General features: G+C 71.3%; 12 protein-coding genes. 9 read left to right on the top strand and 3 right to left on the bottom strand.

What is annotated here, in order from left to right; genetic code table 11:
• Positions 1 to 28: 28 nt before the first annotated feature.
• The 4 genes from ACIBQ1_RS06180 to ACIBQ1_RS06165 all read left to right on the top strand — a co-directional run bounded on the left by ACIBQ1_RS06180 (position 29) and on the right by ACIBQ1_RS06165 (position 5,264).
• The gene (locus tag ACIBQ1_RS06180) at positions 29 to 2,146 is read left to right on the top strand and encodes an acetate--CoA ligase family protein (protein ID WP_397274906.1); all 2,118 of its coding nucleotides are present in this window, start codon (positions 29 to 31) and stop codon (positions 2,144 to 2,146) included.
• A 153-nt stretch (positions 2,147 to 2,299) separates the two neighbouring features.
• Positions 2,300 to 3,790, top strand: coding sequence for an Nramp family divalent metal transporter (locus ACIBQ1_RS06175; protein ID WP_397274905.1), 1,491 nt, complete (start codon positions 2,300 to 2,302; stop codon positions 3,788 to 3,790).
• The gene (locus tag ACIBQ1_RS06170; RefSeq protein ID WP_397274904.1) at positions 3,790 to 4,278 is read left to right on the top strand and encodes a hypothetical protein; all 489 of its coding nucleotides are present in this window, start codon (positions 3,790 to 3,792) and stop codon (positions 4,276 to 4,278) included. Before ACIBQ1_RS06175 ends, ACIBQ1_RS06170 begins: the two co-directional genes overlap by 1 nt.
• Complete coding sequence (locus ACIBQ1_RS06165) at positions 4,275 to 5,264, top strand: TerC family protein (RefSeq protein WP_397274903.1); 990 nt, start codon at positions 4,275 to 4,277, stop codon at positions 5,262 to 5,264. Before ACIBQ1_RS06170 ends, ACIBQ1_RS06165 begins: the two co-directional genes overlap by 4 nt.
• Positions 5,265 to 5,322: 58 nt before the next feature.
• On the opposite strand, the gene ACIBQ1_RS06160 is transcribed toward ACIBQ1_RS06165, so the two are convergent.
• From ACIBQ1_RS06160 to ACIBQ1_RS06150, 3 genes are all read right to left on the bottom strand, one after another.
• Entirely contained in the window at positions 5,323 to 5,502 is a 180-nt protein-coding gene (locus tag ACIBQ1_RS06160) for a hypothetical protein (RefSeq protein ID WP_397274902.1), read from the bottom strand.
• Positions 5,503 to 5,581: 79 nt separating this feature from the next.
• Positions 5,582 to 6,319, bottom strand: coding sequence for a GntR family transcriptional regulator (locus ACIBQ1_RS06155; protein ID WP_397275539.1), 738 nt, complete (start codon positions 6,317 to 6,319; stop codon positions 5,582 to 5,584).
• A gap of 204 nt (positions 6,320 to 6,523) precedes the next feature.
• Positions 6,524 to 7,855: a hypothetical protein gene (locus tag ACIBQ1_RS06150; protein WP_397274901.1), complete on the bottom strand. Its 1,332-nt coding sequence runs from the start codon at positions 7,853 to 7,855 to the stop codon at positions 6,524 to 6,526.
• A gap of 89 nt (positions 7,856 to 7,944) precedes the next feature.
• On the opposite strand from ACIBQ1_RS06150, the gene sucC reads away from it, so the two are divergent.
• The 5 genes from sucC to gcl are packed head-to-tail and all read left to right on the top strand — an operon-like array spanning position 7,945 to position 13,349.
• A complete protein-coding gene (sucC, locus tag ACIBQ1_RS06145) occupies positions 7,945 to 9,075 on the top strand; it encodes an ADP-forming succinate--CoA ligase subunit beta (RefSeq protein WP_397274900.1) in 1,131 nt (376 codons plus the stop codon).
• Positions 9,075 to 9,962, top strand: coding sequence for a succinate--CoA ligase subunit alpha (gene sucD, locus ACIBQ1_RS06140; RefSeq protein WP_397274899.1), 888 nt, complete (start codon positions 9,075 to 9,077; stop codon positions 9,960 to 9,962). The genes sucC and sucD overlap by 1 nt, the downstream gene beginning before the upstream one ends.
• The gene (locus tag ACIBQ1_RS06135; RefSeq protein WP_397274898.1) at positions 9,959 to 10,741 is read left to right on the top strand and encodes a hydroxypyruvate isomerase family protein; all 783 of its coding nucleotides are present in this window, start codon (positions 9,959 to 9,961) and stop codon (positions 10,739 to 10,741) included. Before sucD ends, ACIBQ1_RS06135 begins: the two co-directional genes overlap by 4 nt.
• Entirely contained in the window at positions 10,738 to 11,598 is an 861-nt protein-coding gene (locus tag ACIBQ1_RS06130) for an NAD(P)-dependent oxidoreductase (protein ID WP_397274897.1), read from the top strand. Before ACIBQ1_RS06135 ends, ACIBQ1_RS06130 begins: the two co-directional genes overlap by 4 nt.
• Positions 11,599 to 11,645: 47 nt before the next feature.
• The gene (gene gcl, locus ACIBQ1_RS06125) at positions 11,646 to 13,349 is read left to right on the top strand and encodes a glyoxylate carboligase (protein WP_397274896.1); all 1,704 of its coding nucleotides are present in this window, start codon (positions 11,646 to 11,648) and stop codon (positions 13,347 to 13,349) included.
• Positions 13,350 to 13,353: the final 4 nt, after the last annotated feature.

Below are 13,353 nucleotides of genomic sequence, written 5' to 3'. Positions count from 1 at the left end.
CCAGGCAGGGCCCGTAGGGAGCGCGACCATGGGCGCAGTCCGCGAAGTCATCGAGAAGGCGCTCGCCGAGGGGCGCACGGCCCTGACGGCTCCCGAGGGTCGCAGGATCTGCGAGGAGTACGGCATCGCCACCCCCGGCGAGGGCCTGGCCACCTCGGCCGACGAGGCGGTCGCCATCGCCGAGCGCATCGGCCTCCCGGTCGTCCTGAAGATCGTCTCCCCGGACATCCTGCACAAGACGGACGCGGGCGGCGTGCTGGTCGGCCTGAAGAACGCGGAGGAGGTCCGCGCGGGCCACGACACGATCCTCGCCAACGCCCGCGCCTACAACGCCGACGCCACCATCGACGGCGTCCAGGTGCAGCAGCTCGTCGGCGGTGGCCACGAGGTCATCGTCGGCGCCGTCACCGACCCCACGTTCGGCAAGGTCATCGCGTTCGGGCTGGGCGGCGTCCTGGTCGAGGTACTCAAGGATGTGACCTTCCGGCTCGCCCCCGTCTCGGGGGAAGATGCGCTTGGGATGCTGGACGACATCAGGGCGGCAGAAGTGCTCCGTGGTGCCCGGGGGGCCGAGCCCGCCGACCGCCATGCGCTGGCGGAGCTGATCGAGCGCGTCGGCCGGCTGGTCACCGACTTCCCCGAGATCGTCGAGGTGGACCTCAACCCCGTCTTCGCCGACGCGAACGGGGCGGTGGCCGCCGACGTGCGCATCCTCATCGGCGACAAGCCCGCCGAGGTCCCCCGCCTGTCGCGGGAGGAGATCCTCCGGCAGATGACGCGCATCTTCAAACCGCGCGCGGTGGCCGTGATCGGTGCCTCCGCCGAGACCGGCAAGATCGGCAACTCGGTCATGCGCAACCTCATCAACGGCGGCTACCAGGGGCAGATCCTTCCGATCAACCCCAAGGCCGACGAGATCATGGGGCTGACCGCGTACAAGAGCATCTCGGACGTGCCCGGCGACGTGGACGTGGCCGTGTTCGCGATCCCCGCCAAGTTCGTGGCGCCGGCGCTGGAGGAGGCCGGGCGGAAGGGCGTGGCGGGCGCGATCATGATCCCGTCGGGCTTCGCCGAGACGGGGAACGTCGAGGGCCAGAAGGAGATCGTCGAGATCGCGCGCAGGCACGGCGTGCGCATGCTCGGGCCCAACATCTACGGCTACTACTACACGCCGGAGAACCTCTGCGCGACGTTCTGCACCCCGTACGACGTCAAGGGCAGCGTGGCGCTGACCTCGCAGAGCGGCGGCATCGGCATGGCCATCCTGGGCTTCAGCCGCACCACCAAGATGGGCGTCTCGGCCATCGTCGGCGTCGGCAACAAGGCCGACGTGGACGAGGACGACCTGCTGACCTTCTTCGAGCAGGACGACAACACCAAGGCCGTCGCCATGCACCTGGAGGACCTCAAGGACGGCCGCGGCTTCGTCGAGGCCGCGCGCCGGGTCGTCAGGCAGAAGCCGGTCATCGTGCTCAAGGCCGGCCGCACCGCGATGGGCGCGCGGGCGGCGGGCTCCCACACGGGCGCGCTGGCGGGCGACGACAAGGTGTACGACGACATCCTGCGGCAGGCCGGGGTCGTGCGCGCGCCGGGGCTCAACGACATGCTCGAATACGCCCGCGCGTTGCCGATCATGCCCGCGCCCGAGGGTGAGAACGTCGTCATCATCACCGGCGCGGGTGGCTCGGGCGTGCTGCTGTCGGACGCCATCGTGGACGCCGGGCTGACGCTCATGGACATCCCGCCCGACCTGGACGCGGCCTTCCGCGCCTACATCCCGCCGTTCGGCGCGGCGGGCAACCCCATCGACATCACCGGCGGCGAACCACCCTCGACCTACGAGAACACGGTCCGCCTCGGCCTGGCCGACGAGCGCATCCACGCCCTCGTCCTGGGCTACTGGCACACGATCGTGACGCCGCCGATGGTCTTCGCCGAGCTCATCGCCCGCGTGGTGGCGGAGGAGCGGGCGAAGGGCAACGTCAAGCCGGTGGTGGCGTCACTCGCCGGCGACACCGAGGTAGAGGAGGCCAGCGAATACCTGTTCGAGCACGGCGTGGTCGCGTACCCGTACACGACGGAGAAGCCCGTGGCGGTCCTCGGCGCGAAATACCGCTGGGCCAGGGCTGCCGGACTGCTGCGCTAAGAGCCGAGCGCAGCAGAGCGAAGGCGCTCGGGGCGAGAGAGCGAGGGACGAAGCCAACGAGTCCCGAAGCGGTCGCGACCATGAGCGCTGTGTCGGGTGAAGGGGGCTATTCGGGGCGCACGAGGAAGTAACAACCCCCCAGGAGGTCCGTAGGTGGACACATCGAAAACACCACCGGCGACGGCCACGCCGCCGGTCGAGGACGAACGAGTATGGAAAGCGGGCCGGCTCGCGCCGATGCCCATCAGGAAGCTGCCCGACGCGCCTCCGTCGGTGCACATTCTCGGGCCGACGGTCTTCCTCGTCGCGCTGGGCGTGGGCATGGGCGAGTCGTACATGTGGCCCAGGCTGGTGCTGCTGTTCGGGCCCGAGATCAGGTGGCTGTTCCTGATCGGCGTCACGCTGCAGGCCTTCGTGATGCTGGAGATGGCGCGTTACGCCATGGCGACCGGGGAGAGCATCTTCTCCGGCGCGGCCCGGGTGTTCAAGCCGCTGATGTGGTTCTTCTTCGTCGTGGCCATCGCCGTCTACATCTGGCCGGGACACCTGTCGGCGGGAGCGGCGGCGTTCGAGGAGATCACCGGCATTCCATGGATGGTGACCGCCATCATCGGGCTCATCCTGGTCGGCGTGGTGTTCAGCCTGGCCAAGGTGATCTACAACGTGCTGGAGAACGTGCTGTCGCTGCTCATCGGCACGCTCGTGGTCGGCACGGCGGTGGTCGCAGCCATGGTCGGCTCCTGGGCCGATGTGGCCTCCACGCTCACGGGCATGTTCTCCTTCGGCTACTTCCCGTCGGAGGCCATGTCGGCGGCCTGGTTCCCCGTCATCGTGGGGGCGTGCGCCTTCGCCGGGCCCTCCGGCATGCAGCAGATGTGGTACACGCTGCACCTGCGTGACTCCGGGGCCGGCATGGGCGCGCACATCCCGCAGATCCGCGGGCTGCGGCACGCAGGCCAGGAAGAGGAGATGCCCGCGCGCGGGTTCATGTTCGACACCGAGGACCCGGCCGAGATGGCCAAGTGGAAGGGGTGGCGGCGCTGGGTCACGTTCGACGCGCTGCTGCTGTTCTGGGGCATCACCATGCTGGTGACGATCTCGTTCACGGTGATCGCGCAGTCGGCCGTGCGGATCAACCCGGGCGTGCGCGCGGTCATCCAGGGCGACGACCGCGAGGTGGCGCTCACGGCCATGTCCAACGCCGTCTCCTCGGCGGGCAGCTCGGTGCTCGGGGCGGTCTTCCTCGGGTTCATCGCGCTGATCGGCCTGAACGCCACCCTGGGGCTGTTCGACTCGTTCTCCCGGGGCCAGGCTGACATGACGTACCACTTCGTGCCCAGGGCGAAGAAGCTGGGCATGTCGCGCCTGTACGGGGTCTTCCTCTGGGGCGTGATCCTCTTCGGCATCCTGATCCTGCTGTTCGGGCCGGCCGACGGGCCGAGCGGGATCCTGGACACGCTGGCGTTCCTGTCGACGTTCGCGATGGGGGCGTACTGCGTGACCCTGCTCCTGGTGAACAACCGCATGCTGCCCAAACCGATCAGGCCCAAGTGGTGGACGAACGTCATCATCGGCTTCGGCGCGCTGTTCTACCTGGGGATGCTGTTCTACAGCCTGTTCGCCTTCGGCGTGGTCGTGGGCTGATGGACGGACGGCACAGCCTCGAACTCGCCCTGCCAGGGGCGTCTATCGGAGCCGTCGCCGGAGCCATGGCCGGTGGGCTGACCCTGCTCGCGGGGCAGTCCACCGGGATGGCCGCGCTGTCGGCCCTGTCGCTCGCCGTGCCGCTCGCCCTCTTCGGCGGCCTGTACGGCGTGCTGCTCGGCCACGGCGTGTTCCGCCCGGGGACCTTCGGGCCGGTCGGCCTTTACTGGGTGGCGGCCTTCCCCGTGTCCCGGCTCGCGCAGGAGAGCCTGGTCGGGATCGGCCTGGCCGACGGCGTGCTGCCGTTCCTGGCGTACCAGGCGATGGTGAGCCTCGGCTTCGCGATCGGCTTCGTCTGGCTGCACGAGCGGATCATGCCGCACTGGCTGATCCGCCGCGCCGCCGCCAACCCGCTGGCCAAGGACCTGCTCGGCCTCTACGTCCGGCACGCCGGGATGCTGCGCGCGCGGAAGGGGGCCCGCCGGTGAACCTGCCCGCCTGGATCTGGCTGGCCACGATCGCCGGTTTCGTGGTCGTGCTCGCGGTGGACTTCTGGCTCGTCGCCAGGAGGCCGCACGAGCCGTCCATGAAGGAGTGCGTGGCCTGGGTCTCGTTCTACGTCGCCCTGGCCGCGGCCTTCGGCGTGGGACTCCTGCTGCTGTCGGGCCCCGCGCACGGCGGCGAGTTCTTCGCCGGCTGGATCACCGAGTACTCGCTCAGCGTGGACAACCTCTTCGTCTTCCTGCTGATCATGAGCCGCTTCCAGGTGCCCCGGGAGTACCGCCAGAAGGTGCTGCTCATCGGCATCATCCTGGCCCTGGGGATGCGCGGCGCGTTCATCGCGGCCGGCGCGGGCGCGGTGGCCAGGTTCGACTGGCTCTTCTACGTGTTCGGCGCCTTCCTCGTCTACACCGCGTGGAAGCTGATGGGCGGCGAGGACGACGAGGCGGAGTTCTCCGAGAACATCGCCCTGCGCGCCGTGCGCCGGGTGCTCCCGACCACGGACACCTATCACGGCGCCCGGCTGACCGTGCACCTCGGCCGCAGGATGGTCACCCCGATGCTGATCGTCATGGTCGCCATCGGGACCACCGACCTGCTCTTCGCGCTCGACTCCATCCCGGCCATCTTCGGCCTCACCAAGGAGCCGTACCTGGTCTTCACCGCCAACGCCTTCGCCCTCATGGGGCTGCGCCAGCTCTTCTTCCTCATCGGCGGGCTGCTCGACCGGCTCATCTACCTGAGCAAGGGGCTGTCGGTGGTGCTGGCCTTCATCGGCGTGAAGCTGATCCTCGAAGCCCTGCATCACGACGGCGTGTCGTGGGCGCCGGAGATCCCGATCCTGGTCTCCCTCGGCGTCATCGTCGGCACCCTCGCCGTCACCACGGTGCTGAGCCTCATCAAGTCGGCCCGCGACGCGAAGGCGTCCGCCTCGGCCTCGGAGGAGGTGGAGCCCGAACCCGCGGAGCGCTGACCACGCCGCGGCATCGGGACGATCGTCCCTGCCGCGGCTCCTCAGCGGGGCGCTCTGCTCAGTGACGCGGGCTGTCGTGTACGTCGTGCTCCGCGGCGGCCCACTCGCGCAGGTAGCGGTCCGCTTCGTCGGCGGAGTAGTGCTTCTTGAGAGCTGTGCTCAGGCCCAGGCCGATCGTCCGGCCGTCCGCTGCCTGACCCGGGGGATCACCGAGGAGAAAGCGGATGAACGCCTTCATGGTCACGCACCTCCTGATTTGTCGGCTCCATCCTCTACCCGAGGTGTTTCGGAGCATGTGGTCTCTTGTGAACGCCGGATCAACCCGGCTGCCGCGTCCGGCGCCTGCGCACCGGCTTGGGCGCCGGCTGCACCGGCTCCTGCTCGCGCTGAGCCATGTACGAGGCGCGGGTGTGCTCGGTGTGCTCGCGCATGATCTTGGCCGCCCGCCGCTCGTCGCCCGCCTCGATGGCGTCGATCAGCGAGGTGTGCTCCTCCCACGAGGCCATGCCGCGCTGGCGGGCCACCGGCGTGTGGTACCACCGCACCCGCCTGGCCACCTGGCTGGCCAGCTCCGAGAGGACCTGGTTGCCCGACAGGGCGGTCACCAGGGCGTGCAGCTCGGAGTTGGTCGCCACGGCGGAGTCGACGTCGTCGGCCTCCACCGCCGCGATGCCCCGCGCGCACAGGGCGCGCAGCCGCTTGACGCCGTCCTCGCCCGCGTGCTTGGCGGCCAGCCTCGCGGACTCGGTCTCCAGCAGCGTGCGCACGGCCAGCAGCTGGTCGGCCTCCTCGACCGTCGGGACGTGCACGAACGCGCCCTGGCCGGGGAACAGGTCGACCCAGCCCTCGCCGCTGAGCTGCTGCAGCGCCTCGCGGACCGGCTGCCTGGACACGCCGAGGAGCTCGGCCAGCTCGCTCTCCACGAGGTGCTGGCCCGGCTTGAGCTGCCCGGAGACGATGAGCTCTTGGATAGCCTCGATAACGCTCTCACGGAGCGTGGCAGGGCGGGGAATCTTGGCGGCCGTCGCCTGACCGGCCTGTTCCGACAGCAACATGGTCACGTCTCCAGGGCTGCGTTACGGTTTTTCGTCGACTGCCTACAGCATACCGTTCAGGGGTCTCTCCTGGCCGTGAGTCTCATCACAGGCGCTTCCTCTTCCCCCGTCCACCGCACCCCACCCGTCACCCCACCCCACGGCCCGCCCGCACCACCTCCGGCGCGGCCCCTCCAAGCACCGCCCCGCCACCGGAGGCGGGGGTTATGCGGGGATGGTGGACGGGAGGCCGGGGATGCGCAGGCGGGGGATGGCCAGGGCAGGGAGGGCGGCCAGGGCGGCGGCTACGGCGAGCGCGGTCGCAGGGGTGCTCAGGGCGAGCAGGGCCAGGGCGACGGCCCCCGCTCCGGCCAGCGCCTTGGCGCTGTAGACGACGGCGTGGATCTCGCCCGCCCGCTCGACCCCGAAGAACTCCCGCACCAGGCTGGCGAGCAGCGGGTAGAACGCCCCGCCCCCGAGCCCGGCCGCCACGGCCCCGAGCCACAACAGTGGCCCGCCAGCCGCCATCGGCTCAGCCGGCAGGGTCCCGGACAACCCGGAACCCGGCAGCCCAGAACCCGGCAGCGCGGTCCCGGCCGGTGCGGAGCCCGGTGGCGTGGTTGTGAGGGCGGTGGCGAGGAGCACCTGGCCCGTGGCGAGGGCGGTCAGGACGGCGGCGAGCACGCGGCGGCGGCCGAACAGCTCCGAGCAGCGCACGGCCACCGACCGGCTGGCCCCGTTCAGCGCCACCAGGACGGCCAGCGCGCCCCAGGAGCCGGTGCCCGCCACCACGATCACGTCGAAGACCGACACCGCGCCCGCGCACGTCAGGATCAGGGCCAGCGCCGGCAGCGTGCGGGTGCGCAGCGCCTGGGCCGGCCCGAACTGCCGGGCCGCCTCCGGCGTCGTGCGCAGCCGCGCCGCGTCCAGCGCGTGCGAACGCGGGTCCACGTCCTCGGGCCACCACAGCGCGGGAGGCAGCCGCAGGTGCCGGGCCGCGGTCGCGATGACGGCCAGGGCGACGACCGCGGCGACCATGAACGCGGTGGACGTGGCCGCCGGTGCGAGCCCGGCCCAGACGAGCAGGGGCACCGCGCCGTACCCGAAGGCGCCGGTGATCAGGCCGACCCGGGCGGCGGGCCGCTCCGGGTACCAGGAGGAGACGACCTCGCCGCAGACTCCGTAGACCAGGCCCGCGCCCAGGCCGCCGAGGAGCGCGTACCCCACGAAGGAGCCCGGGGCGCTCAACGGGAGCGCCGCCGCGGCGAGGCCGGCGAAGCTCAGGGCGGCTCCCGCGGCCAGGCTGGTACGGACGCCGAGGCGGCCCCGCCGTACCAGGTGAAGCGCGGGGAGGGCGCCCGCGGCCTGGCAGGCGATCCAGACGGCCAGGAGGGTGAGCCCGGTGGCCTCCTTGGCGAGGAGGGCGGCGTAGCCGTACTGGAGCGGGCTGATCGCCGCCATGGCACCCCAGGCCAGCCAGAACATGCGCGTGCGGTCGGCGGGGACGGGTCCGGGGAGGTACGAGCGCCCGCGCCAGTCTCTAACTGCATTCTCCATACTGTATGGAATATCCAGTAGACGAGAGCCTGTCGAGACCCTAGACGAGGGTTTTTCCATACGGTATACCGTCTACAAAGGAGGCTCGAATGGACCTGTACGAGTACCAGGCGAAGGAGCTCTTCGGGCGTCACGGGATCCCCGTCCCGGCAGGCAGGATCGCGGCCACCCCGGCGGAGGCCCGCGCGATAGCGGCCGAGCTGAACGCGCCCGTCGTCATCAAGGCCCAGGTGAAGACCGGCGGACGCGGCAAGGCGGGCGGGATCAGGACCGCGGCCGGGCCGGTCACCGCCGAGGCGGAGGCCGGGCGCGTGATCGGGATGGACATCAAGGGGCACGTCGCGCGCAGCGTGCTGGTGGAGACGGCGACCGTGCCGTTCGAGGAGTACTACGCGGCTTTCCTCGTCGACCGGGCTGAGGGCGGTTTCCTGGCGATGGTGTCCGGCCGGGGAGGCATGGAGATCGAGGAACTGGCCGCCACCGACCCCGACGCCCTGGTGAAGCTGCCGGTCGACCCGGTGACGGGCGTGGACGCGGACACCGCGCGCCTGCTGGCGGCCAAGGCCGGGCTGCCCGAGCAGGCGGCCGAGGTGCTGGAGAAGCTGTGGCGGGTCCTGGTCGCGGAGGACGCCCTGCTGGTCGAGGTGAACCCGCTGATCTGCACCACCGACCAGCGGATCGTGGCCCTCGACGGCAAGGTCACGCTGGACGACAACTCCGCCTTCCGGCACTCCTGGGAGTACGGGGAGGGCACCGGCAGCCTGGAGGACCGCGCCCGCGCCAAAGGTCTGAACTACGTCAAGCTCGACGGCCGGGTGGGCGTGATCGGCAACGGCGCCGGGCTGGTCATGAGCACGCTCGACGTGGTCGCCGGCGCCGGGGCCGCCCCCGCGAACTTCCTGGACATCGGCGGAGGCGCGTCCGCCAAGATCATGGCCGACGGGCTGGAGATCATCCTCGCCGACCCCGACGTGCGTTCGGTGCTGGTCAACGTCTTCGGCGGCATCACCGCCTGCGACGCGGTGGCCAGCGGCATCGTCACCGCACTCGAGCTCCTCGGCGAGCGCGGCCTGGCCAGGCCCATCGTCGTACGGCTGGACGGCAACAACGCCGAGGTGGGCAGGCGCATCCTCAGCGACGCCCGGCACCCGGCGGTCCGGCAGGTCTCCACCATGGACGGCGCCGCCGAGATGGCGGCCAGACTCGCGGCAGGTGCGTGATGGCGATCTTTCTGACCGAGGACAGCCGGGTGCTCGTGCAGGGCATGACCGGCGCGGAGGGCACCAGGCACACCGCCCGCATGCTGGCCGCGGGCACCGACATCGTGGCCGGGGTGACGCCCGGCAAGGGCGGCCGGTCCGTGGACTTCGGCGAGCGCGCGGTGCCCGTCTTCGGGTCCGTGGCCGAGGCGGCGGGGGAGACCGGGGCCGACGTCTCGGTGGTGTTCGTGCCGCCGCGCTTCACCGGCCGGGCCGTGGAGGAGGCGGTCGAGGCCGGGGTGCCCTTGTGCGTGGTGATCACCGAGGGCGTCCCCGTGCACGACGCGGTGCGCTTCCGCGCCCTCGCGAACGGCCGTACCCGGATCATCGGCCCGAACTGCCCGGGGCTCATCAGCCCGGGGCGGTCCTCCGCCGGGATCATCCCCGCCGACATCACCTCCGCCGGGCGCATCGGGCTGGTGTCGAAGTCGGGCACGCTGACGTACCAGCTCATGTACGAGCTGCGCGATCTCGGCTTCTCCACCGCGGTCGGCATCGGCGGCGACCCGGTCGTCGGGACCAGCCACATCGACTGCCTCCAGGCGTTCCAGGACGACCCCGGCACGGACGCCATCGTCATGATCGGCGAGATCGGCGGCGACGCCGAGGAGCGGGCCGCCGCCTACATCGCCGCGAACGTCACCAAGCCCGTCGTCGCCTACGTGGCCGGGTTCACCGCGCCGGAGGGCAGGACGATGGGGCACGCGGGCGCGATCGTGTCCGGCTCGTCCGGCACCGCCCAGGCCAAGAAGGAGGCGCTGGAGGCGGCCGGGGTCCGCGTCGGGCGCACCCCGTCCGAGACCGCCCGCCTTATGCGCTCAGCCCTGAGTCGGCGGGGTGCGGCGTGAGGTTGGACGTCAACCTGTCCATCCTGTTCACGGAACTGCCGCTGCTGGAGCGGCCCGCCGCGGCGGCCAAGGCGGGGTTCGACGCCGTGGAGCTGTGGTGGCCGTTCGACGGGCCGGAGCCCTCGAACAGGGAGCTGGGGGCGCTGCGGCAGGCGATCGAGGACGCCGGGGTGCGCCTGACCGGCCTCAACTTCGACGCCGGCGACATGGCCGCCGGCGAGCGCGGCCTGCTGGCCAGGCCGGACGGCTCCGCCCGGTTCCAGGCCAACATCGACGTGGCGGTGCGGCTGGCGGGCGAGCTCGGCTGCGGGGTGCTCAACGCCCTGTACGGCAACGACCCCGGCACCGACCCCGGCCCCGGCACTGACAGGGCCCTGGCCGTGGCGAACCTGCGCAGGGCGGCAGACGCGGCGGCCTCGATCGGCGCGACCGTGGTGGTCGAAGCCCTCAACTCCCACGAGAACCCGAAATATCCGATCACGTCGTCGCGGGCGGCGTTCGAGCTGATCGACGAGGTGGACCGGGAGAACGTCGCCTTCCTGGCCGACCTCTACCACCTGCACCGGATGGGCGAGGACGTCCTGGAGCTCATCGACCGGCACAGCGCCAGGTTCGGTCACGTGCAGATCGCCGACGACCCCGGAAGGGGACACCCCGGCAGCGGGCGCATGCCGTACGACGAGATCTTCGCCCGGCTGGCGGCGGCGGGCTATCAGGGCCACGTCGGCCTGGAGTACCGGCACGAGGGGCCGGGCGCTTTCGACTGGAGGCAGACGTGAACATCGGGTTCGTCGGCTTGGGGATCATGGGCAGCCCGATGGCGGCCAACCTCCTCAAAGCCGGACATGTCGTGACCGGTTATGACGTGAGCACAGAGCGGGTCGAGCAACTCGTCGGCCTGGGCGGCAAGGGCGCCTCCAGCGTGGTCGAGGCCGTCGGCGGCGCCGCGGCGGTGATCACGATGCTGCCCGACTCGCCGCAGGTGGAGGAGGTCGCGCCGCTGGTCATCGAGTACGGCCGCCCGAACCTCCTCTACATCGACATGAGCACCATCAAGCCCGAGACCTCCCGCTGGGTCGCCAAGGAGGCGGCGGCCGCCGGCGTACGGGCGCTGGACGCCCCGGTCAGCGGCGGCGAGCGCGGCGCCGTCGACGGCACCCTGTCGATCATGGTGGGCGGGGCGGCCGAGGACGTCGAGGCGGCCGGGCCCGTCCTGGGCAGCCTGGGCACGACCGTCGTGCACGTAGGCCCGGCCGGCGCGGGACAGACCGTCAAGGCGGCCAACCAACTCGTCGTCGGCGGCATCTACGGGCTGGTGTCGGAGGCGATCGTGCTGCTCGAAGCCTCGGGCGTGGACCCCCTGGCGGGGCTGGACGTGCTCGCGGGCGGCCTGGCGGGCTCCAGGATCCTGGAGCTCAAGCGGCACACCATGGTCAGGCGGGAGTTCAACCCCGGGTTCCGGATCGACCTGCACCACAAGGACATGGGCATCGCCGTCGCCGCCGCCCGCGAGGCCGGGGTCAGCCTGCCGCTCACCGGGCAGGTCGCCCAGCTCGTGGCCGCGGCCAGGGCGCAGGGCCACGGCTCGCTCGACCACTCCGCCCTCCTGAAGGTCGTGGAAAGGCTGAACGCGTGAACGAGCGAAGCGAGAGAACCAGAAGCACGGGGAAAAGGATTCCGTGCATGGAGGCCGTGGTGGCGGTGCTGGAGTCGGAGGGGGTGGACACCGTCTTCGGCATCCCGGGCGCGGCCATCCTGCCGCTCTACGCCGCGCTCCAGCACAGCTCGATCAGGCACGTCACCGTGCGCCACGAGGAGGGCGGCACCCACGCGGCCGACGGCTGGTCCAGGGTGACCGGGAACGTCGGCGTGTGCATCGGCACCTCCGGCCCCGCCGGCACGAACATGATCACCGGCCTCTACACCGCCCTGGCCGACTCGATCCCGATGATCTGCGTCACCGGCCAGGCGGTCTCGTCCAAGCTGCACCAGGAGGCGTTCCAGGCGGTCGACATCGTGGAGATCGCCCGGCCGGTGACCAAGTGGGCGGTGCAGCTCAAGGAGCCGGCGCAGGCGCCGTGGGTGTTCAGGGAGGCGTTCAGGATCGCCCGCTCGGGGCGGCCCGGCCCGGTGCTCATCGACCTGCCGGTCGACGTCCAGCGCGGGACCTGCCTGTACGACCGGGAGCTGGACGCGCCACTGCCCGTCGACGAGCCCGCGCCGCTGCCCAAGGCCCTGCGCAGGGCCGTGGACCTGCTGACCGGGGCCAGGCGGCCGATCATCCTGGCCGGCGGCGGCGTGATCATCGCGGACGCGTCCGACGAGCTGCGCGCGCTGGCCGAGCACCTCCAGGTGCCCGTGCAGGTGACGCTCATGGGCAAGGGCGCCTTCCCCGAGGACCATCCGCTGTTCGCGGGCATGGCGGGCGTCCAGACCCAGACGCGGTGGGGCAACGCCGCGTTCCTGGAGAGCGACCTGGTGCTGGCCGTCGGCGCCCGGTTCGGCGACCGGCACACCGGGGACCTCGACGTCTACCGCCGGGGCCGGACGTTCGTGCACGTGGACATCGAGCCCACGCAGATCGGCCGGGTCTTCGAGCCGGACCTCGGGATCGTCGGGCACGCCCGGCCGGTGCTGGCGGAGCTGCTGCACGAGGCGCGCCGCCGCGGCGAGCCGCGGCAGCCGGGCAAGTGGGTACGGAAGGTCGCCGACCTGCGCAGGACGATGGCGCGCCGCGACGACTTCGACGACGTGCCGATCAAGCCGCCCAGGGTGTTCAGGGAGATCAACGAGTATTTCGGCAGGGACACCACGTTCGTCACCGCCATCGGGCTCTACCAGATCTGGTCGGGTCAGTTCCAGACGACCTACCTGCCGCGCCGCTACCTGGTCTGCGGCCAGGCCGGGCCGCTGGGCTGGGAGGTGCCCGCGGCCATGGGCGTCAAGTGCGCGCATCCGGAGCGGCAGGTCGTGGCGGTGGTGGGCGACTACTCCTTCCAGTTCCTCATGGAGGAGGTGGCGGTGGCCGCCCAGTACCGGATCCCGTTCGTCATCGTCATGATCAACAACGAGTACCTGGGCCTCATCAGGCAGGCCGAGATCCCGTACGGCATGAACTACGCCGTGGACCTGCACTACGGAGAAGGCGGCATCGACCATGTCAAGGCCATGGAGGCGTTCGGCTGCCCGGCGCGCCGAGTGGAGCTGCCGGGCGACATCCGGGACGCGCTGGCCTGGGCGACGGCGGAGTCGGCGCGGGAGCGGCTGCCGGTGCTGGTGGAGGTGATGGTGGAGCGCGAGGCCAACGCCGCCATGGGGCCCTCGCTGGAGGCGATCAAGGAGTTCGAGCCGTTGCCCGAGCTCATCACCGCCGACTGGTCCGACTGAGGAG

It is taken from the genome of Nonomuraea sp. NPDC050153, from assembly GCF_044460125.1.
Lineage (GTDB): Bacteria > Actinomycetota > Actinomycetes > Streptosporangiales > Streptosporangiaceae > Nonomuraea.
This window is presented reverse-complemented; position numbering and strand designations above follow the sequence as displayed.